Origin of the sequence: Dyadobacter psychrophilus, assembly GCF_900167945.1 — a bacterium.
Lineage (GTDB): Bacteria > Bacteroidota > Bacteroidia > Cytophagales > Spirosomataceae > Dyadobacter > Dyadobacter psychrophilus.
This window is the reverse complement of the sequence record NZ_FUZA01000005.1, coordinates 380,741-402,762: the sequence shown is the minus strand read 5'-3', so window position 1 is coordinate 402,762 and position 22,022 is coordinate 380,741. Positions and strand designations below refer to the sequence as shown.

Annotated in this window: 19 protein-coding genes; 14 read left to right on the top strand and 5 right to left on the bottom strand. The window is 45.2% G+C overall.

Going from position 1 to position 22,022, the window contains the following annotated elements:
- Nucleotides 1–22 precede the first annotated feature (22 nt).
- Entirely contained in the window at nucleotides 23–967 is a 945-nt protein-coding gene (locus tag B5X68_RS19665) for a ribose-phosphate pyrophosphokinase (RefSeq protein ID WP_082216559.1), read from the top strand.
- A 36-nt stretch (nucleotides 968–1,003) separates the two neighbouring features.
- Complete coding sequence (locus tag B5X68_RS19660; RefSeq protein WP_082216467.1) at nucleotides 1,004–1,570, top strand: 50S ribosomal protein L25/general stress protein Ctc; 567 nt, start codon at nucleotides 1,004–1,006, stop codon at nucleotides 1,568–1,570.
- An 83-nt stretch (nucleotides 1,571–1,653) separates the two neighbouring features.
- Here B5X68_RS19660 and B5X68_RS19655 read toward each other — a convergent pair whose 3' ends face one another.
- Complete coding sequence (locus B5X68_RS19655; RefSeq protein WP_082216466.1) at nucleotides 1,654–2,580, bottom strand: 2-hydroxyacid dehydrogenase; 927 nt, start codon at nucleotides 2,578–2,580, stop codon at nucleotides 1,654–1,656.
- Between the two features lie 95 nt (nucleotides 2,581–2,675).
- Between B5X68_RS19655 and pdxA the strand changes: the two genes are divergently transcribed.
- The 6 genes from pdxA (at nucleotide 2,676) to B5X68_RS19625 (ending at nucleotide 10,994) form a co-directional block, all read left to right on the top strand.
- Nucleotides 2,676–3,785, top strand: coding sequence for a 4-hydroxythreonine-4-phosphate dehydrogenase PdxA (gene pdxA, locus B5X68_RS19650; RefSeq protein WP_082216465.1), 1,110 nt, complete (start codon nucleotides 2,676–2,678; stop codon nucleotides 3,783–3,785).
- Nucleotides 3,786–3,851: 66 nt separating this feature from the next.
- The gene (locus tag B5X68_RS19645; RefSeq protein ID WP_082216464.1) at nucleotides 3,852–4,739 is read left to right on the top strand and encodes a YicC/YloC family endoribonuclease; all 888 of its coding nucleotides are present in this window, start codon (nucleotides 3,852–3,854) and stop codon (nucleotides 4,737–4,739) included.
- On the top strand, nucleotides 4,740–5,366 hold the full coding sequence (locus B5X68_RS19640; RefSeq protein ID WP_082216463.1) for a DNA-3-methyladenine glycosylase: 627 nt from the start codon (nucleotides 4,740–4,742) through the stop codon (nucleotides 5,364–5,366).
- 166 nt (nucleotides 5,367–5,532) lie between these two features.
- Nucleotides 5,533–7,326, top strand: a complete 1,794-nt coding sequence (locus B5X68_RS19635) for a tetratricopeptide repeat-containing sensor histidine kinase (protein WP_082216462.1) — start codon at nucleotides 5,533–5,535, stop codon at nucleotides 7,324–7,326.
- Nucleotides 7,327–7,359: 33 nt separating this feature from the next.
- Nucleotides 7,360–8,553: a class I SAM-dependent methyltransferase gene (locus B5X68_RS19630; RefSeq protein ID WP_082216461.1), complete on the top strand. Its 1,194-nt coding sequence runs from the start codon at nucleotides 7,360–7,362 to the stop codon at nucleotides 8,551–8,553.
- Nucleotides 8,554–8,672: 119 nt separating this feature from the next.
- Nucleotides 8,673–10,994: an efflux RND transporter permease subunit gene (locus tag B5X68_RS19625; protein ID WP_082216460.1), complete on the top strand. Its 2,322-nt coding sequence runs from the start codon at nucleotides 8,673–8,675 to the stop codon at nucleotides 10,992–10,994.
- A gap of 66 nt (nucleotides 10,995–11,060) precedes the next feature.
- Here the strand turns inward: B5X68_RS19625 and B5X68_RS19620 are convergent, their stop codons facing one another.
- Entirely contained in the window at nucleotides 11,061–11,783 is a 723-nt protein-coding gene (locus tag B5X68_RS19620; RefSeq protein ID WP_082216459.1) for a proteasome-type protease, read from the bottom strand.
- Between the two features lie 189 nt (nucleotides 11,784–11,972).
- Here B5X68_RS19620 and B5X68_RS19615 point away from each other — a divergent pair, with 189 nt between their 5' ends.
- On the top strand, nucleotides 11,973–12,794 hold the full coding sequence (locus B5X68_RS19615; protein ID WP_082216458.1) for a maleylpyruvate isomerase N-terminal domain-containing protein: 822 nt from the start codon (nucleotides 11,973–11,975) through the stop codon (nucleotides 12,792–12,794).
- Nucleotides 12,795–12,887: 93 nt separating this feature from the next.
- On the top strand, nucleotides 12,888–13,583 hold the full coding sequence (locus B5X68_RS19610) for an SGNH/GDSL hydrolase family protein (protein WP_082216457.1): 696 nt from the start codon (nucleotides 12,888–12,890) through the stop codon (nucleotides 13,581–13,583).
- Nucleotides 13,584–13,662: 79 nt separating this feature from the next.
- Here the strand turns inward: B5X68_RS19610 and B5X68_RS19605 are convergent, their stop codons facing one another.
- From B5X68_RS19605 to B5X68_RS19595, 3 genes are all read right to left on the bottom strand, one after another.
- Entirely contained in the window at nucleotides 13,663–13,986 is a 324-nt protein-coding gene (locus B5X68_RS19605; protein WP_082216456.1) for a 2Fe-2S iron-sulfur cluster-binding protein, read from the bottom strand.
- Between the two features lie 2 nt (nucleotides 13,987–13,988).
- The gene (locus B5X68_RS19600; RefSeq protein WP_082216455.1) at nucleotides 13,989–14,993 is read right to left on the bottom strand and encodes an NAD(P)/FAD-dependent oxidoreductase; all 1,005 of its coding nucleotides are present in this window, start codon (nucleotides 14,991–14,993) and stop codon (nucleotides 13,989–13,991) included.
- Between the two features lie 101 nt (nucleotides 14,994–15,094).
- Nucleotides 15,095–16,006 (bottom strand): diacylglycerol/lipid kinase family protein, encoded by a 912-nt coding sequence (locus tag B5X68_RS19595; protein ID WP_082216454.1) that lies wholly within the window; start codon nucleotides 16,004–16,006, stop codon nucleotides 15,095–15,097.
- 84 nt (nucleotides 16,007–16,090) lie between these two features.
- On the opposite strand from B5X68_RS19595, the gene surE reads away from it, so the two are divergent.
- From surE to B5X68_RS19575, 4 genes are all read left to right on the top strand, one after another.
- Entirely contained in the window at nucleotides 16,091–16,825 is a 735-nt protein-coding gene (gene surE / locus B5X68_RS19590; protein WP_082216453.1) for a 5'/3'-nucleotidase SurE, read from the top strand.
- A gap of 188 nt (nucleotides 16,826–17,013) precedes the next feature.
- The gene (locus B5X68_RS19585; protein WP_082216452.1) at nucleotides 17,014–18,315 is read left to right on the top strand and encodes an MFS transporter; all 1,302 of its coding nucleotides are present in this window, start codon (nucleotides 17,014–17,016) and stop codon (nucleotides 18,313–18,315) included.
- Between the two features lie 67 nt (nucleotides 18,316–18,382).
- The gene (locus B5X68_RS19580; protein WP_082216451.1) at nucleotides 18,383–20,701 is read left to right on the top strand and encodes a DUF7133 domain-containing protein; all 2,319 of its coding nucleotides are present in this window, start codon (nucleotides 18,383–18,385) and stop codon (nucleotides 20,699–20,701) included.
- A gap of 82 nt (nucleotides 20,702–20,783) precedes the next feature.
- On the top strand, nucleotides 20,784–21,974 hold the full coding sequence (locus tag B5X68_RS19575; protein ID WP_082216450.1) for a THUMP domain-containing class I SAM-dependent RNA methyltransferase: 1,191 nt from the start codon (nucleotides 20,784–20,786) through the stop codon (nucleotides 21,972–21,974).
- Nucleotides 21,975–22,022 lie beyond the last annotated feature (48 nt).

The window sequence follows — 22,022 nt, the reverse complement described above, 5'->3', positions numbered from 1 at the left end:
TGCGCAAATTTCAGTTTGGCCAATGGGTTCATTTAATACAGTAAAAATATTTTCGGGAAGTCAATCCGAATATTTGGCCAAAGACATTGCCAGGTATTATGGCAAAGAGCTGGGAGGTTATACATTAAGGAAATTCAGTGACGGCGAACTCTCACCCAGCTTCGAAGAATCGATCAGAGGTTGTGATGTTTTCCTGATCCAGTCTACATTTCCTCCTGCCGACAATCTATTGGAGCTGCTTTTAATGGTAGATGCCGCACGTCGCGCTTCTGCACATTATGTAACGGTGGTGATCCCCTATTTTGGTTACGCCAGGCAAGACAGAAAAGACAAACCGCGCGTTGCTATTGCTGCGAAAGTGGTGGCCAACCTGCTTACTTCCGTGGGCGTGGATCGTTTGATGACCGTTGATTTACACGCCGGACAGATCCAGGGCTTTTTTGACCTGCCTGTTGACCATTTGGAAGGAACGTCTATTTTTGTTCCCTACATCAAATCCCTGAACCTTAAAAACCTGCTGATTGCGTCACCGGACATGGGTGGGGCCGCCAGGGCGCGTAATTTTGCGAAGTTTCTGAATGTGGATATGATCCTTTGTGACAAACACCGGAAACGTGCGAATGAAATCGCGAGTATGCAAGTAATCGGAGATGTGGAAGGCATGGATGTTGTACTGGTTGATGATTTGATCGACACCGGTGGCACACTTTGCAAAGCTGCCGAATTGATTATGGAAAAAGGGGCCAATTCTGTGCGGGCCATCAGTACACATGCAATCATGTCTGGAAAAGCGCACGAAAACATTGCTAATTCTGTTTTGGAAGAGCTGATTATCACTGATACGATTCCTTTGAAGCAACAGAATGAAAAAATACGCGTATTGTCAGTTGCGGAATTGTTCGCAAAAGCAATTGGTCGTATCCGTGATCATGAATCTATTAGTTCTTTGTTTATAAATTATCAGTAAATTTTTTATTTTTTAACTTCTTAATTAAATATTCTTATGAAAACGCATGAGATTGTAGGGTTTAAAAGAGCGAATCTCGGCAAGACGGAAGCAACCGAACTACGTTCACAAGGTTATGTTCCGTCTGTGCTGTATGGTGGAGCTGAGCAGGTTCATTTTTATGCACCGGCTATGTTGTTCCGCGAGTTGCTTTTCACGCCGGATATTTTTAATGTTACGCTTAATATCGAGGGTACTTTATATAATGCCATCTTACAAGAAAAACAGTTTCACCCGGTTAACGACTCATTGATCCACGCGGATTTCTTGCAGATCGTCGATGGCAAGGAAATTAAGGTTGACGTTCCTGTAAAATTGACAGGTACATCATCTGGTGTAATGAAAGGTGGTAAAATGAACCAAAAATTGCGTAAATTGCGCTTACAAGGTTTGGCAGAGAACATTCCAGACTATGTAAATGTTGATGTAACTGAGCTGGATTTAGGAAAATCTGTAAAGGTTGGTGCAGTAAAGGCTGAAAATTTCGTTATATTAACAGCCGCAAGCAACCCGATTGCTTCAGTTGAGATCCCACGTGCACTGAGAGGTACACTTGGTAAGTAAGTATTTTATTTTTCATGGCTAATAGATGCAAACGTGCCGACCTTTGGTCGGCATATTTGTTTATAGCCAGTTCGAAATTTTGTTTATAGCCACCTCTTAATCTGCTCCACAAGCACTTCATTGATCCGCACATAACTCTCATGCGTCCAGCCTCCGATATGCGGCGTTAGTACAACATTATCAGCTTTCCGCAAATAGTCGAACACTTCCTGCTGCGCAGGGGTGAGTTTGTTAATTTTCTCATTTTCCAGAACATCCAGACAAGCGCCCAGGATCTTTCCTGATTTCAGCCCTTTTACAACTGCATCCAGACTCACCGTTTCTCCGCGCGAAAGATTGACCAGATAGAAAGGTTTGGAAAAATTGTCAACAAAATCATCATTGATCAAGTAGCGTGTGACCTCCGTTAGTGGAATGTGAAGGCTCAGCACATCGGCTTCCTGCATAATCTCTTCCATACTTGATTCCGTGGCGTACATATCGCCATAATGGTCACGATACTTGTCATACGCAAGCACCCGGCAGCCAAATCCACTTAGCCGTTGCGCCGTTGCCGAACCATTGTTGCCATAACCGATAATACCGACGGTTTTTTTCATCAGCTCCACGCCACGGTTGCCTTCCCGGTCCCACGTTCCGTTGCGCACTTCCCGATCGGCCCTTAATATGTTGTTGAAAAGCGCGAGAAGCATTCCCAGCGCATGCTCAGCTACCGCGTCGCGATTTCCCTTCCCTGCGTGGAAAACCTCTATTTGCCGCTTTGCCGCAGCTTCAAGATCAATGAGGTCCAGCCCCGCCCCTGCCCTGGCGATGAAACGTAGTTGTGTCGCCGCGGCGAGCATTTCTTCATCCACAATGGTTTTACTACGGATAATGAGCCCTTCGTAACCGGAAATATTAGTTAAAATGTCTTCCCGACGGAATTCAGGATGATAGGAATAATCCCAGCCTTGATCCCGCAACATTTCAAAAAGAGAGGGATGCATGGAGTCTGCGATCAGGATTTTCATAGGAGCACGGGATTTTTTGTAACTTGCCGGTCAAACATTGCGCAAAAGTAATACAGAATTACTGAGAAGAACAGTTACAATAGCATTTAACCTACATGAGCGATCAAATCAGCGATAAACCCGTCATAGGAATTACAATAGGCGATTACAACGGGATTGGCCCCGAAGTTATACTTAAAGCATTAGAAGGGAATCAGTTAGCAAAATTGTGCACACCCATTATTTACGGTTCACTGCGTGTTCTGAATCAATACCGCAATCTTTTGGAAATGAAGGATTGGACTTTGCATGGTATTCAAAAAGCAGAGCAGGCAAACCTGAAGCTGACCAATGTCATTACTTGCTGGCATGACCATCAAACCGAAGTTCAGCCTGGTAAGATAACAGCAGAAGCAGGCCAGGGATCTTATGCATCATTAAAAAGAGCTGTGGAAGACCTGAAAGAAGGGAAAATTCAAGCCTTGGTAACAGGTCCGATCAATAAGGACAACATTCAAAATGAGGATTTCAAATTTCCGGGACATACCGAATTTCTTGCTCAATCTTTTGGAAAAGAAGATGCGCTGATGTTCATGGTTTCGGGTGAATTACGCGTGGGCGTTTTATCAGGACATATTCCTCTGGAAAAGGTTAGTTCAAATGTTACCGCCGAAAAGCTCACGGCCAAAATCGAGCAGATGCTCCAATCATTGAAAGGCGATTTTGGTATAAAAAAACCCAAATTGGCCGTGCTTGGACTAAATCCACATGCAGGCGAAAATGGTTTGTTAGGAAGCGAAGAAATCGATGTAATTGAACCCGTAATCAAAAATTTCAAAGAAAAAGGAAATCTTGTTTTCGGTCCGTTCCCGGCAGATGGATTCTTTGCAGCCGCTACTTACAAGCAGTATGACGCAGTTTTAGCCATGTATCACGACCAGGGATTAATCCCATTTAAAACATTGGCTTTCAATGAAGGCGTTAATTTCACTGCCGGACTTTCAGCCGTAAGAACTTCGCCGGATCACGGAACTGCCTATAACATCGCCGGAAAAAATATTGCCGAGCCTGGCTCATTATTGCAGGCAATTTATCTTGCATGCGACGTTTCCCGGTTTAGGGTTGTGAATGAAGATATTGATAAGAATGCATTAATCTCGAAACCGCAACAATCTGAAAGCCAGCATCCCGCGAAATCCGGGGGAAAGCAGCGCTTTAACAACTAACATTTGGCTGTCTGTCGCCCGTTGGCAAGGCAACCCTTTACTCATTTATACCTAGATCAAATACTAATGTTAAAATCAATGACCGGATACGGTGTATCCAACATCGAATCCGAATCAATAAATGTCACGGTTGAGATAAAAACGCTTAATTCGAAGTTTCTGGACATCTATTGCCGCATTCCAAGGAATTTTTCGGACCGCGAAATTGAGATCCGCAACTTGCTGACCCAATCGCTTGAACGCGGAAAAGTTGAGTTCACTCTTTCCGTACAGCCGGTTGGAAAAACCGTAGCTTCAACTTCTGTTAACAAAGCATTGGTAAATGCTTACTACACAGACCTTTCAACAACTGCCACCGACCTGGGATTCATTCCCGATGCAACCGAATTATTGCGCATTGCTTTGCAGATGCCTAATGCTTATAATAACGAAACGGTCGATGATTCCAGCAAAGAAAACGACTGGACGCAGATCAAGGTGGCCGTTTTAGAAGCCATTCGTAAATGCTCGGTTTTCAGGGAGCAGGAAGGAAAAATGACCTCCGACAAGTTCACGGAATACATTAACACCATTCAAACATTACTCGACAGTGTTGCCGAGCAAGACAAACTACGCATTCCGGCGGTTCGCGAGCGGCTCGAAAAACAGGTTAGGGAGCTTCTGGCTGACGATAATTTCGACACCAACCGCTTTGAACAGGAACTGATCTATTATGTTGAAAAATTTGATATATCAGAGGAGAAGATCCGGCTTGCTAATCACCTTACCTATTTTACCGAAACATTGCAATCGCCTGAAAGCAATGGTAAAAAGTTGAACTTCATCGCGCAGGAAATCGGCCGGGAAATCAACACCATCGGTTCCAAGGCGAACGATGCGACCATTCAGCATTTGGTTGTTCAGATGAAAGATGAGCTTGAAAAGATCAAGGAACAAACCATGAACATCATTTAATTGACGCCGGAAAGTATACTGCCATTATCTTTTTATAGCGCCTACGATACGCGCACGCTCGCAGAAAAATTGATAGGCTGCGAGCTTGTACATGAGAGTCCGGACGGAGTTTCCAGCGGAATAATTGTAGAGACGGAGGCTTACCTTTGCGACGATCCGGCTTGCCACGCATACAACAGGCGCACTACGCGCACGGAACCCATGTACGGCATCGCAGGAACAAGTTACGTTTACCTGATCTATGGTATGTATGAATGCTTCAATGTAGTCAGCAATAAGGAAGGAATTGGTGAGGCTGTGCTCATCCGTGCGTTACAGCCGGTTAATGGGATTGAATTAATGGAACTGCGCCGGCAGCTTATTCCAGGCAGAAACGCCCCCAAGTTGCGCAAAAAACCCTTGAAATTGAGTGATTTGTGTAAAGGCCCGGGGAATCTTGCCAGGGCAATGGGTATCGAAAGATCCGCACATAACAACATATTATTGGACAAAAGGCCACTGTATATCAATGATCGTGTGATCCACAATCCGGACGTTGGCACCTCTAAACGCATTGGAATCAATGTTGGCGTGGATTCGCTATACCGATTTTATTTAAAAGGCAATATTTTTGTGAGCAAATTGTAATTTTTACAGGAATTTTAGTACTCCTCTCGCTGAAAAAGCAAAATTATCCTGCGCTTTTTGCAAGAACTTTTTATCTTTGGTAGTTAACCCACGCTCGACGACTCTATGAAAATTCTGCAATTGCCGCGTCTTGCGGCTCATTTTACCCGTAGCGGCAGTCTCATTTATGGGTAACTTGTACAGATTATTAACGATTTTGTCATTGGCAACGCTGGCGAGCGGAAGTCGTTGTACTTCTGGTTCCGGCGATACACCTGTTTCTCAAAAAAAAGAAATCGTTGAATCTATCCCTGTGGCGGGTTTTGCAGAAGACACCGTCCTCATTTTGAAATATCACCAGTTTGCGAAAGAATATCTCTTTCAGGATGCCGAGAAAGCAATGTTCTATGCTAAACATGTGCTGAGGCTCTCTCAAAAACATCAATGGAGCAAAGGCAAAATACTGGCTTACAACTTGTTAAGCACCTACTATTTATTGGATGGCAGCTACGACGTGCTTCGGGAGCTTTCCAATGAAACCATGACTTTGTCCAAAAACATGCCGCTCTATACAGCGCACGCAAAGCGATTTTTAGCCGAAAGTTATTCTGAATACCGGCAATGGGATTCTGCCCGGATCAATTACAGGCAGGCCATAGCCATATTTGAAGAACTTGGTGAGGATAGCGCCGCCGCGACCTGCCTGGATAATCTGGGGAATTCGTACCGGGAAAAGGGAATGTATGCAGAGGCTATTCCCTATTACGACGAGGCGTACGCACGATTTGACAAGATGAATTCTGACTGGGGACGCGCAACGGTGCTTCAAAACCGAGGTTACCTGCATGTTGTAAAAAAGGAGGGAAAAGAAGCTGAGGAATTATTAAAACGTTCGCTCGTCCTTTTTCAAAAAATAAACAATCGCTACGGCGAGTTGAACGTGCTGAATGATCTGGCGAATATTTACTGCCTGAGCCAGCAGAATGATCTCGCTATTGAAACCGCGGCGAGGGCGCTGGATTACTCAACCATATTTCATTCGTCACAGCAAACCAATTGGGCGTTGCTCTCGCTTGCACGCGCGTACAAGAACAAGAAAATGTTCCAGCAGGCCCTCGATTACATGGAAAAGGTCATTTTCAACCGCCGTATGCTGCATACGGAATATGTGCAGCGACAGTACACCATGTATCAGCTGAGCTACGATAACCAGATCATGGATTCTGAAATACAGGAAAAGATCATCGCCGAACAACGCACTGTCCAGCGATTCTTAATCGGCTTCTCGTGTCTGATCATTGGTTTTGCTGCCTTTTTATGGTTTAATAACAAAAAGCTGCGGAGGAAAAATGCCGAGATCAGAGAAGCTATGGCGCGGGGACAAGCCATTGAACGCAAGCGCGTTGCAGCCGAATTACACGACAATCTGGGCGGCACGCTGGCTTCTTTAAACTGGTATTTGTTTGGGATAGACAAAAAAGTGCTGTCGCCGGAAGAACAGAAAATTTACGAAAGTGTACACCAAATGGTGGGCGCAGCGTATCGCGAAGTGCGTAGCCTGTCACACAACCTGATGCCCGCCGAACTGGAAGAACACGGATTGGTAATGGCACTTCATAGGCTGATCGACAAGATGAATGAGAATAAGAATATTGAATTCAGTTTCAATATTTCGGGCATGTCGCACCGGCTGAACAACAAGACAGAATTTGAGCTGTACAGCATTGTCCTGGAACTCACCAACAACATTATCAAGCATTCAGGCGCCAATAAAGCCAGCATTAACCTGACCGAAAACCATAAGAACATCCACCTGACGATCATTGATAATGGTAATGGTATGGTAGAACCTTCGCGGCAGGGTGTTGGCCTGAAAAATGTAAAAAACAGGGTTGAAAGTCTGCGCGGTAAAGTGCAGATCATTGGCCAGCAGCCCAATGGTTTGAAAGTGGATATAGAAATTCCTAAAACCATCGTTTAATGTTAAGCGCCTGAATCAAGAGTCACCCTACCTATGAATATTTTGCCAAAAGTTGAAGAATTTATTGCCGCATTTGAACAGAGCATTTCAAACAACTCCTTTATCAAGCTTTCGCTGGGAAACTATCACGGATCAGAAGAAAATCTCAAGAATATTTATGTTAAAAGGATCCTGATTAAAAAAGAAGAAAAATTCAGCTTCACCTACCGTTACAAAACCAGGGATATTGTTAAAAATTACAATTTAGAGGAAGTTAAAGCGCTTTTTGGAAATCTGGTCGGAACAGATTTTCATGTGGCGACGCTATTTACCAATTCAGAAGAACTGCAATTTGAAATACTGAAAAATAATAAGGTTATCTTGAAAAGGAAGGCGACTGAAACCAAAGAAGTTCCCCTGCCCGAACACGATCACAGCAAAAACCGCCTGATCAGCAGCGGAAACAAGCCTTACCTCCATGAGCTGAACATTACCGACAAAGATGGAACGGTTTTCAAAAAAGCGCAGGATAAATTTCGGCAGATCAATCATTACATTGAAATTCTGAGTGCCCTGATCAAGGAAATCCCAACTGACAAGCAACTGAATGTGGCTGATATGGGCTCCGGCAAGGGTTACCTCACTTTTGCGCTTTACGATTATTTACAAAATGTCCTGCATGTGGACGCGCATGTGACGGGCGTCGAGTTTCGTCCGGACCTCGTATCCCTTTGTAACAGCATTGCGGAGCATTCCAATTTCAAGAATCTGCATTTCGAGGAAGGCAGTATAGACAATTTCAACAGCGAAGGCGTTAATATGCTCATTGCCCTTCATGCTTGCGACACAGCAACGGACGATGCGATTTTCAAAGGAATTTCGGCAGGCTCGGATTTGATCGTGGTGGCGCCTTGCTGTCACAAACAGATCCGCCGGGAAATCGAAAAAAACAAAACTGCGAATGATGTCCAGTTTCTTACTCGTTACGGGATTTTCCTCGAACGTCAGGCGGAAATGGTGACCGACGGCATCCGTGCACTGATCCTGGAATATTTTGGATACAAAACCAAAGTCTTCGAATTCATATCGGACGCGCATACCCCTAAAAATGTCCTGATCGTTGGCACGAAGGATAGGCGTAATGCACCCGACCAGCCTGCTATACTTAAAAAGATCCGGGACGCCCGGCAGTATTTCGGTATCGATTACCATCATTTAGAAAAAATCGCCGGTTTGCAAAGCCACTAAAAATCAATTGGATCGCCTTTTGTAAACATTTCCCATAGCCGGATATATCTCTTGAAAAGTCTCATTTTCTCTTCCCTGTCCGTATATTTGCAACTTTTTGTGGAACTGACTAACTTAATATGTGGAATAAAATAGCAACTTGCATTATCCGCTACCGGCTTTTGTGGGTTGCATTGGTGTTCGTTTCAACGATTTTCATGGCTTATGAAGCGAGCAAGATCGAACTATCTTACAACTTCGCCCGGATATTGCCGTCTAATGATCCGGTAGAAAAAGAATATCAGGATTTCAGAAAACTATTCGGTGAAGACGGCAGCGTCATGGTCATCGGCTGGCAGGACCCACAGCTGTTCGAAATCAACAAATTCCGCGATTGGTGCAAGCTTACCCAGCGTATCAAAGACACCGAAGGCATTAAAAATGTGCTTTCGCTCGCTAATGTCTATCAAATCAACCGCAACGACAGTCTGAGAAAATTTGACGTCGCCCCGGTCATTAAGCAGATCCCGTCTACGCAGGCAGAAGCGGACAGCATAAAAAAACGAATTGCTAACCTGCCTATTTATGAGGGATTGATCCTTAATAGCAAAACAAATGCAACCCTCATTGTCGTAACATTCAACGACAAGGAACTGAATTCCAAACGCAGGCTTACCATTGTGAGCGACATCGAAGCGATGGCTGAGGAATTTGCCACCAAATACCAGACCGATCTGCATTATTCCGGTATGCCTTACATTCGTACGGTAAACATGAAAAAGATCTCCGGAGAAATGGAGTTGTTTATGGGATTGGCCGTTTTCGTCACGTTACTGATCCTTTGGGCGTTTTTCAGGTCCCTCAGACTTACACTGTTATCGATTGTTGTAGTGCTGATCGGTGTGATTTTCTCGGTCGGGATTCTGCATCTCTTTAATTATAAAATTACAGCGCTTACCGGTCTTCTTCCACCATTATTGATCGTCATAGGCGTGCCCAACTGCGTTTTTCTGATCAACAAATATCAGGTTGAACTCCGATCGCACAACAATAAGGATGAAGCATTGCTGGAAATGATCCGGCAGATTGGTTTGTCCACTTTTTTGGCAAACATGACCACAGCGATCGGATTTGGGGTTTTTTACTTCACCAACAGCATTCTGCTTGTGGAATTCGGCGTTGTCGCTGCGATTAGCGTGATGGCAACTTACGTGCTTTGCCTGCTCCTTTTGCCAATAACGCTGCATTATATGAGCGTTCCGAAAGCGCGCCATTTAAAGCATCTTGACGGAAGATGGGCTTCCGGTTTCCTCAAAAAAGTTGATTTCCTGGTTCACAACCGCCGCAAGGAAATATATATCGCGATGGTTGTGCTGATTATTGTGTCTGCCTTTGGAATGACCAAAATCAAAACGATTGGTTATGTAGTCGATGACCTTCCCAAGAAAGATGTTGTTTATACGGATTTACGATTTTTTGAAAAAAACTTCAATGGCGTCCTGCCGTTTGAAGTTATGATCGACACAAAACAACCCAATGGAATTTTCGCGGATCAGGCAGAGGTTCTCTACAAAATCAAATCATTTCAAAACGAAATGGCCAAGTTTCCGGAGTTTTCCAAACCGCTTTCCGTTGTCGAAGCTTCACGTTTTTTATATCAATCGTATCGCGGCGGCGACGCTAAATATTATGCGTTACCGGGTGTTTTGGAATTAAACAAACTCACAGGTTATGTGCAGGACCAGCAAGGTGCGGCCAAGCAGTTGAATGCGTTTTTAAATAAAGACAAAAGCGTAACACGCGTGAGCTTTCAAATGGCCGACGTTGGTTCTGAGCGGATTAAGGAGTTGATGCAAAAGATCCGTCCGAAAGTTGACTCTATTTTCAGTCCCGCGAAATACAAAGTGAGCCTAACTGGTCATAGCCTGGTTTTTCTAAAAAGTAATGATTATTTATTAAGCAATCTTTATGAAAGCTTGCTGATCGCGATTGTGTTAATTGCTATCGTAGGAATGGTGCTTTTCAGGTCTATACCCATCATCCTGCTTTCCAAGTTGCCCTGCCTTATTCCTCTGGCGCTTACTGCCGGCATAATGGGTTATTTCGGCATTTATTTCAAGCCTACCACCATTCTCATTTTTAGTATTACATTCGGTATCGCCTCAGATGGAACCGTTTATTTCCTGACCAGATATCGCGAGGAGCTTTACAAAAATGGTCTTACACCGTCACAGGCTGTCACACAGTCCATTTTCGGAACCGGATTAAGCATGATTTATACAGCGGTTATCTTGTTTTGCGGATTCTCCATCTTCTCGGCATCAAGCTTCGGAGGAACGGCCGCAATGGGCGTCATGGTTTCCATCACTCTGCTTGTAGCCATGTGTACGAACCTTATTTTGTTACCGGCATTGCTGCTTTCCATTGCGAAGCGGCAAGGGAAGAATGTTAAACCAAACTGACAATGCTCTCTCTTTAAGATTTTTCCATAACAAAGATGGCTGCCTCTTTCGAAGCAGCCATTTTTGTTATTCTATTTTCTCAAAGCTCTGATCCATCCATTCTTCCGGAATGTCGTCGAGCGCTTGTTTGAGCTTATCGGCCCAGATATCTGAAATCTGCTCCAAATCCTTTTTCTCGTAACGATGCTCCACAATTTTGAAACTGTCCTTCTTGTAAAGCACCACATCAATGGGGAAGTCCACATCATTGTTACTAACGCGTGTCGAGTCAAAAGACAGGAAACCTGCTTTCAAGGCCTGCTTCATCGTCGATTCTCCATTGAGAACCCGGTTGAGGATCGCTTTTCCCTGTCCCGAATTTCCAATGATCACGTAAGGAGAACCTTCGTCCAGTTCCACCCAGTTTCCTTCGGAATAGAGTAAAAACAGTTTGTGGTCCGTATCATCTTTCAATTGTCCGCCGACGATTGTATTAAGGTTGAATTTCAAACCGGCACGTTCCAATGATGCCCTGTCTTCCTCCGCAACGCGTTTGATCTGCTCTCCAAATGCATTTACCGCCTTGTAAAGCTTATTATAAACAACGCCTTCACTAATGAGTTCTTCGAAATAATGAACTGCTTTGTCCCGCACGGAACGCAGCCCGCTGGTCATGATAAAAAGTGAATAGTTGTCCTTTTGGGTCACATACATTTTCTTTTTTACAGTCGTATTGGTGCCTGCTGTAATGCGGGTGTCGGCGAGTGCGACAAGCCCTTCTTTTACTTTTATTCCTAAACAATAAGTCATTTTCTACTATCAATTAAATCGCCCGATTGGTCTGTTCTTATAATCTGTTGGGTCGATAACTATATAAAATACGCTCAAAAGTACCAAAATGACCGATGGCGCAGACAAAAAATATACATTTAATAGTGATTTTTTTGAAATTGCATCCCCGGCAAAAGCGCTGCCAGACTCAAAACCGGCCAAAATTTTATGATAGAAACTGTCCACTTATTTCCCGTTCTTGACCAGAAATTGATTGAATTACTAAAATCACTATCGTACGAAGATTGGCACAAAACCACCGTTGCGAGGATGTGGAACGTAAAAGATGTGGCTTCTCATCTGCTGGACGGAAACCTGCGTGTGATTTCCGGCTCAAGAGATAATTACAATGTTCCGCCGGATAGGGAGATCAATTCTTACGAGGATCTGGTGGCTTTTCTCAATAAGCTAAACCATGATTGGGTGCAAGCGACAAAACGGCTCAGCCCTGCTATTCTAATCGATCTGTTGGAAAGTACAGGCAAAGAATATTCGCTTATCATGTCTGAACAGGATATGCATCGCGAGGCAAAATTTTCGGTGGCCTGGGCGGGCGAACAAACCTCTAAAAACTGGTTTCACATTGCGCGCGAATACACCGAGAAGTGGCATCACCAGCAACAGATCAGGGAAGCCACGGGAAAACAGGGCATCATTACCGAAGCGCTTTATCTCCCATTCGTTGATACATTGTTACGCGGGCTGCCCCATACTTATCGAAATGTTGACGCGCAAGCCGGAACGGCCATTGTAATTGATGTTGGTCTGGAACAACCATTTGAGAGGTTTTTGATTAAAGAGCAAAACGGCTGGAAAATTGAAAATCACTATTCAGGGGAAACAAATGCCAGTATTCGCATCCCGCCCGAAACCGCGTGGAAGCTTTTCACGAAAGCCATTAAACCGGAAGAAGCCGAAGAAAACATTACCATTGGTGGCGATTCAGATTTGGCCAAAGTCGCTTTAAACCTGATTGCGGTCATGGCTTAATGTGCCCGGCATTCGATCTAAACAATTTAAATTTCTGTATATAGACAGAAAAAGCGGCTGCTAATAACACTATGGCCGATTGGAGAGATCAATATGAAGCTGATTCAAATATTATTCATTTACATTTCCCTGCTGTCCGCTTGCAGCAAAAAGGGCGATCCCGGAAACGCCTACAACCCTGGCAGCAATGAACCGGGTGCAAAATTCATCGCGCTGGGCGACTCCTACACGATCGGGCAAAGTGTTACGGAAGCTGAACGATGGCCTGTTTTGTTTGTCAAAAGCCTGAAAGAAGCAGGGATACAATATCGCTCTCCCGACATTATTGCCACCACCGGCTGGACGACGCGGGACCTTATTTTTTCAGTCGATAACGCAAAACCTGCAAACGATTATGACCTGGTTTCGCTAATGATCGGCGTTAATAACCAATTCCAGGGACGTAGCATTAACGAATATCGCACCGAATTCCGCAGCCTGCTTACCAAGAGCATCGCGCTAGCCAGTGGCAAAGTGGACCACGTCTTCGTTTTGTCGATTCCCGACTGGGGCGCAACACCGTATGGCGAAAGTGACCGTGCCAACATTGCAACAGAAATAGATGCATTTAACGCGGTGGCCAAAGATGAATGTGACAAACAAAAAGTCATTTTCATTGACATAACCCCTATTTCCAGGCAAGCGCTGAATGATCCGACATTGCTGGCGCGGGATAATTTGCATTACTCGGGAAAGATGTACCAGCTTTGGGTAGATGCCATCCTTCCTCAGATAAAGTCCAGAATCTGAATGTTTTGAAATACTAAAAACCTCCGCTTTACAAAGGCGAAGGTTTATGTACTAATATTCCAAAATTCTATAACCTTAACTATGCTTCCTGTAAAGCTTTTAAGCGGATCACTAACCCGTCCATTTGATCGTTGCAGCGGAGCTGGCAGGCAAGCCGACTGTTCATTTCAGCATCCGGCAATGTGTCGAGTGTTGCCAGTTCGTTATCATTCAGCTCAGGCAGGCCATCGCCGCCTTCCAGCACCGCAATGTGGCAAGTAGCGCAGAGCCCCATCCCACCGCATGTCGCCTGAATGTCGTATTCATATGCTTTGAGCATTTCCATCAAGCTAAGTCCCATATCCACAGGCACTTCCAAATCCTGACGCGCTCCGTTGTTATCTTCTACTTGAATATTTATCATGGCTAAAATGCATTGACACCGTTAACAGTTGTGTATTTGAAACTCAATTTCTGATCCGGATAGACATATTTAAATGCGCTCTGCATCATAATCGCCGCTTCATGAAACCCGCACAGAATCAGCTTTAACTTGCCCGGATAAGTGTTGATATCTCCGATGGCATAAATTCGCTCCACATTGGTGGAATAGTCCACCGTATCTACTACAACGGCAGATTTCTCAACGCCAAGCTGCCAGTCGGCAATCGGTCCCAGCTTCGGACTCAATCCGAAAAGTGGTATAAAATGGTCGGTAGGAATAGTGGTAATGCTTTTGTCATTACCAACAATAGAAATTTCTTTTAACACACCATTGCCGCCCAGGCTGCTGACTTGTGATTGCAGGATGAGATCAATTTTTCCTTTTCCTGCCAGTTCAAAAACCTTTTCGGCAGAATCGGGCGCGCCACGGAATGTGTCGCCACGGTGTACCAGCGTTACTTTTGATGCAATATCCGCAAGGAAAATGGTCCAGTCCAATGCAGAATCACCGCCTCCGGCCAGCACGACGTTCTGGTTCCGGAACTGCTCGGGTTTCTTCACCATATAGTGCACGCCTTTTCCTTCAAAGTATTCCAATTTTTCAACCGCAGGTTTTCTGGGTTCAAAGCTGCCCAGACCGGCTGCAATCACTACAACTTTGCAATGAACCGCCGTCCCTTCGTTTGTGCGGACAATGTAAGATTCGTCTTCCTGCTTTTCAAGCGCTTCCACGCGCTCACCCAATGTGAAGCCTGGCTTGAATTCCTCGATCTGGACCATTAAATTTTTGACCAGATCTTCGGCAATGATGCCGGGTGCGCCGGGAATGTCATAAATCGGTTTTTGAGGATAAATTTCAGCAAGCTGGCCACCTACAACCGGCAGGGCATCGATCAGATGACAACGCATTTTCAGCAACCCGGCTTCAAAAACTGCGAATAACCCTACCGGGCCGGCACCTATTATACAAATATCTGTGGTAATCATGATTAGTACGAAATTGAATTTTGGAATGATTTGATGCTTCAAAAGTACCGCTCATTCATGCAGCATACCAATCACAATTCCTTATCATCCATAACCAAAAGTTATTGCAACTCAGGTTCTGTTATCAGAAAGTGCATCATTTTTGGCTGTATTTCAATGCTAATTTCAGTTGGACCTTCCAGCTTAATGCGCTCATCATCAATATGCAAATCCTTACCTTCCCATAGCAGTTCAATGTTTTTAGCCCGGATGGTTGTGAATTTAAACTTCTCATCTCCACCATTGATCTGACTCAGTATAAAGGCCTCGAATTTTGCCCGTTGTGTTTCGGGGATCAGCACAACCTCCAGCTCGCCATCGCCTGGATCTGCGGAAGGTGCCAGCACGAGGTTAGGGCCTATGGACCGGATGTTCATCACTTCCACCATGAGATATTTGCCCGAATGCTCCACGCCATCGGCTTTGATCTTACATTCCTTTGCTTCATAATTCAGGACAATGTCATAGAGAACAGCTAATGCCGCTTTCAGCTTTTCCTCCACACTATCGCCAATCTCCTCCTCCATTTTGCCCATCACCTTCATGAGGCGCGGAAAGATGCCGTAACCAAATCCTTCCAGAAAAAAACGGTCGTCGCCCAATCCATATATTTTACCAATGTCAAAAGGCTGCAAATGTTCGTTATGCCAGGTTTTTGCAATCTCCTTCGCCTCGCCGGTAATTTGCAGAGCCGTTGCAATGTTATTGGCCGTCCCGTGTGGCAACAGCGCGACCGGATATTGTTTGTCAAGCCGTTTTCTTTTCATCAGCGCCTTGGCGACGCGCCTCACGGTTCCATCGCCTCCGGCAATGATGAGAAAATCAGTTTCTGTCTTGAATTCGTCCCAGCCCTCTTCCTTTACCGAAGAGTATTCACATTTAAAACCTTCCGCCTCAATCAGTTTAACTAGTTCTTTTTCGGAAAAATCATTATCCCCGGCCGTGGGGTTGTGCAAAAGGTTGGTGTTTTTCATAGAAAGTATTTAGGATAACCGTGCAAGCATAAAAAACATACCAGGCATAATTTTATTAACGTATAGCATAAAAAAGATATCATTATGAAAATTCTAGTGACCAATGACGACGGAATATATAGTCCCGGACTTGCTGCCCTGGCCAAAATCGCGGCGCGGTTTGGAGAGGTTAAAGTAGTTGCCCCTGATGTGGAACAATCATCTATGGGCCACGCAATTACGGCTTCCCGACCTTTGTCATATAAAAAATCACCTATTGAGTTCGACGGCATCGATGCGTGGCGAGTGAATGGTACACCTGCCGACTGCGTGGCGCTGGGTCAGCATTTATGGGATAAACCTGATGTGGTACTTTCGGGTATCAATATGGGGCCCAATCTGGGAAACGCCATGTGGCATTCGGGAACACTCGCTGCCGCAAAACAGGCCGTATTATTCGGAATGAAAGGAATCGCTCTTAGCACACCAACGGACAAGGAGCCCGATTTCGAAGCATTGGACCCTTTTGTAGAGAAAGCACTGGCCGTTTTGTTTGAAAATGATCATTTAAATTTGGTCAATGTTAATTTTCCGCCTGACCCGAAAGGCGTTCGTTGGACAAGGCAGTCTGTACGGCTTTATGATAACCAGATCGTGCCTGCACTTGATCCGATGGGCAGGAAACATTACTGGTTTACAGTCATTCCAATGGAGCCGGCCGAAGAAGGCACAGATCGCTGGGCCATTGAAAACGGTTTTGTTTCCATAACCCCATTACGGCTTGACCTTACCAATGAGGCAGACCTGGAAAAGGCAAAAAAGGCTTACCCGATCACCTGATATTGGTTACAACAACGTTTGAAAAATACATTTCTCCCGCCGCTACAAGTCAGCTTGTTGGCGGCGGGATTCTTTTTATTTGGAGGTTACACAATCCTTTTAAGGGGTAGAATCGCTAAAAAATAGTCTTCTTTTCTGACAGACAATTTTCAGGTCCTGAATCCGAAGAAATCCTTTTACCTCTTACTATGGAAAAATCCAAAATTGGCAATTACCGTTGGGTCATTTGTGCATTACTATTTTTTGCCACCACAATCAATTACATCGACAGACAAATCCTTGGCTTACTGAAACCTACGCTCGAACTGGAATTCAACTGGACCGAGTCTGACTACGCGAACATTGTTATGGTTTTTGCCGGATGCTATGCCTTAGGTTATATCATATTTGGAAATTTCATTGACAGAATCGGCTCAAAGCTCGGTTATTCCATCTCCATCATCATCTGGTCCATTGCAGCGATTGCACATGCATTTGTCAAAAGCACATTTGGCTTTGGCGCGGTAAGGGCGCTTTTAGGACTGGGTGAAGCGGGAAACTTCCCCGCAGCTGTAAAAGCCACCGCTGAATGGTTCCCTAAACGTGAACGCGCATTAGCAACCGGCATTTTTAACTCGGGAACGAGCATTGGAGCCGTTGCTGCACCAATCATGGTCCCCTGGTTACTGGGCGCGTACGGATGGCAGGAAGCATTCCTGATAACGGGCGCACTGGGTTTTATCTGGCTGATATTCTGGTGGTTATTTTACGAAATCCCTTCGAGACACAAAAAGATCCAGCCCGAAGAATTCGCCTACATTCATAGTGATAGCGAGGACGTTGCAACTACGGACGAGAAGCCAATCAAATGGGCCAGGCTTATCCAGCTTCCACAAACCTGGGTGTTCATCAGCGGAAAATTGCTTACCGACCCGATCTGGTGGTTTTTCCTTTTCTGGCTCCCCTCCTACTTTGCCACCACTTTCTCACTTGACCTCAAAAAACCAAGTCTGCATTTGGCTATCGTTTACACGGCGACCACATTTGGGAGCATAGGCGGCGGTTATTTGTCTTCCTACCTGATCAAAAAATTGGGCTGGGCACCATTGCGTGCGCGGAAAGCTACTTTATTGGTCGTGGCTTTCGCAGTTCTGCCTATCATCCTTGCCAAGTTTGCGACCGACATCTGGATTGCAGTAGCGATTATCAGCATCGCCGCAGCGGCGCATCAGGCGTGGAGCGCGAACATTTTCACCATTGTTTCTGATATTTTTCCAAAACGTGCGGTGAGTTCGGTTGTGGGGATTGGCGGCATGGCAGGGTCGATCGGATCAACCCTCTTTCCATTGCTGGTTGGTTCTTTGCTGGATTATTATAAAGCAGCAGGGAATATTGGTGCCGGTTATAATATCTTGTTCGTTATATGCGGTCTGGCCTATTTTGTTGCGTGGCTGATCATTCATTTCCTGACAAAGAATATGAAACCGGTGGAAGAAGCGTTAAGAGACTGATTGTTTGGTGCTTCCAACCTGTTATATTTAATATTCATCACTAATTGCAAAGAGGTAATTCATTGAAATGAGAAAGTCCCGCTACTATATTCTTTTCCTGACGATTTCAATCACACTGTTTTATTGTAAGTCAAATAAACAACCCGTTTCAAAACAGGTTGTCTCGGAAAAAACGGAAAAAGAAACAACCGCGCCAGTTACAGCCAAGGCCCAGTCGCCTTTCATTACGCCTGAAAAGACGATTGAAAAAATGCAGGTGGAAGGTGGTTTCGAAGTAAAACTCATCGCCGCCGAGCCGTTGGTAAGCGCACCGGTCGCGATGCAGTTTGACGACAAGGCAAGAATGTGGGTGGTGGAAATGACCGGTTATATGCCAGACACCATCGGGACCGGCGAAGACATTCCGAATGGTAACATTGTAATCCTGGAAGATAAAAACAATGATGGTGTTTACGATGACCGGAAAGTTGTCATCGATTCACTGATCCTTCCAAGAGCCATTTGCCTGATCGAGAACGGCATACTGGTTGCTGAGCCAACCAACCTTTGGTTTTATGAATTCAAGAATGACAAGGTTGGCAAAAAAACATTAGTCGATCCCAAGTACACCGAAGGAGGAAATGTTGAACATCAGCCAAACGGACTTTTTCGCGCGCTCGACAACTGGATCTATAATGCCAAATCAGACAAGCGCTATCGCAAACGGGGCAATAAATGGGAAATTGAGCACACGCATTTTCGTGGACAATGGGGCATTAGCCAGGATAACTACGGCCGCCTTTATTATAACAACAATTCACAAAACCTGATCGGTGACTACTTCCCTGCCGGCTTGGGCGCTTCCAACAAAAACCAGAAAAACGTGGCTGGCTATAACGAAAAATGGGTTGCAAATAACAATGTGTTCCCGCTTCATCCCACGCCGGGAGTAAACCGCGGTTATATGAAAAATGTCCTCGACGACAGTCTGCGCCTGACGAATTTTACGGCAGCGGCAGCGCCGGTCGTTTATCGCGGCGACCTTTTCGGAGACAGTTATGCATTCAACGCATTCGTTCCTGAACCCTCCGCAAATCTCATTAAGCGGAACATTCTGGCTGAAAACGGCTACATTGTTAAAGGTGAACAGGCTTATAAAAACAAAGAATTCCTTGCCAGCACAGATGAACGTTTCCGTCCCGTAAGCCTTTATAACGGGCCTGACGGCGCCATGTACATTTTAGATATGTATCGCGGGATCATTCAACATAAAACTTATCTGACACCTTACCTGAAAGACCAGATCGGGAAACGAGATCTTACACAGCCACTTTCTGCCGGACGCATTTACAAAGTGGTCCCAAAAAATGCCAGGGCCAGGCCTGTTATGATCCCGTCTGACGCGAACGAACTGGTGAAGCTCCTGGGCCATGCAAATGGCTGGGTCAGGGACAGGGCGCAGCAAAAACTCATAGACGGAAAATACAACCAGACCGTTCCTGCATTGCGTGCGGCTATTAAGCAAGCAGCAAATCCTTTGCTCGCCATTCATGCATTGTGGACTCTGGAAGGCCTCAATTCCCTGAAAACCGAGGAAGCGGTCGCCTGGTTGGGACAATCGGACTGGAAGTTTCGGATGCAGGGACTCGCTGTTTCGCCAGCACTGATGACGCCGGGTTCTTACAAGCAATTCGTTTCGGTCTACAATACGATGGTTGATGCAAATGACACATTAGCAGCTCCTTATATTGCATTGGCTGCCAAAACGATTCAGCCGTTTGACACCACGGCATCCCGCAGCCTGCTAACCAAGCTTGCCATAAAATATCCTAATAACCGATATGTCACGGACGCGATCATCAGCAACTTGCAGGATCAGGAAGAAGGTTTCAAATCAGAAATCTCCGCTTCTTTGTCGAACCCTGATTTTCTGATTAACAAACAGCTGCAACGCGTTATCACCACGGTGCAAGGCGCGCGCGGCAACAGAAACCCGGAAATGCTGAAAAAGGAATTCCCAAAAGGTGAAGCATTATTTACATCCATTTGCCAGACTTGTCATGGTGCCGACGGTGCCGGGATCAAATCGCTTGCGCCTCCTTTGAACCAATCGGAATGGGTTACCGGGAATAAAGACAAGCTGATCTCGATTATTCTCTTTGGCTTGACAGGCCCTGTTAAGGTGAATGGCAAAGTTTATCAGACCCCCGAAGTGAGTGGCGATATGCCGGGCATTGGCTACGATAAGGACATGCCAAGTGAAGACATTGCGCAGTTGCTGAGCTTTATCAGAAAATCGTGGCGTAACGATGCGGACAAGGTCACAACCGAGGAAGTGGAGAAAACGAGGCAAAAACTGACCGGTCGTGAAAAAGCATTTACCGAGAACGAGCTGAACGGAATATAGGCGGTTAAGCCAGAAAGCACTAAGTTTGTTCTTTTAAAAACAAACAATATCAAGCTGATCGCCGAAAAGCTTACCGCCAAGCATGTCATATTTTACAACACCGTCCCGCGTCATTATCACTTGTCACAAACGCCTAGCGCCCTATCTGGAACAGGAGGTAAAAGATCTTGGATTCGACATCGAGGAGGCCTTTGTCACCGGATTAAGGATCAAAGCCACTATTAACGAATGCATTAAGTTAAACCTGAACCTGTATTGCGCAAGTCAGGTTTTATATAGCCTGGGTTCTTTTACCGCCAATCACCCTGATGATGTTTACCGGTTCCTGATCCAAATGCCGTGGGAGGATATCATTGCAGGCGAAGGCTACTTTTCTGTAACCAGCAATGTCCAGAATCCCACGATCAACAACAGCATGTTTGCCAACCTTCGTGTAAAGGATGCGATTGTTGACCGGTTCAGGGATAAAAAAGGCACCCGACCTACAACGGGTTCGGACTTAATTGGCGCGGTGATCCACTTATTCTGGAAAAATGATTCCGCGGAAATTTTTATAGACACTTCGGGCGATTCGCTGGCAAGGCACGGTTACCGCAAAATTCCTGGCCGGGCGCCTATGCTGGAAGCATTGGCTTCGGCAACTATTCTAGCCAGTCGCTGGGACAGAAATTCAACATTCATTAATCCCATGTGCGGTTCGGGGACATTGGCTATTGAAGCAGCATTAATTGCAACAAACAGTCGCCCGGGTCTTTTTCGGGACAACTTCGCATTCATGCATGTGCTCGGCTACGACCAGGAAATATATTATGCAGAACAGGATAAACTTGAAGAACAGATCCGCGAGGTGCCTGGTTTAAGGATCATTGCAACCGATTATAGCAATGTGGCAATTGCCAACGCAAAGAAAAATGCGATCGCAGCTGGCGTGTCGGAGCTGATCGATTTTGAATGCTGTGATTTTGCCGAAACCGAAGTCCCAAAGGAAAATAAGGGCGTATTTTTCATCAACCCAGAATATGGTGATCGGCTTGGTGAAATTGCTGAACTCGAAGAAACCTATGCCCGGATTGGCGATTTTATGAAACAAAAGTGTGGAGGATATTTCGGCTATGTCTTCACAGGAAACCTGGATCTTGCCAAGAAAATCGGTCTGAAAGCCAAGAGGAGAATTGAGTTCTACACCAGCACAATTGACTGTCGCTTACTGGAATACGAACTTTATGAAGGGACACGCAGAGAATTCAATCCACCTGCTGCACCATTGGCATAATTTTTAAAATATAATCATCAGAACCAAATTATGATTGTCATGAAACAG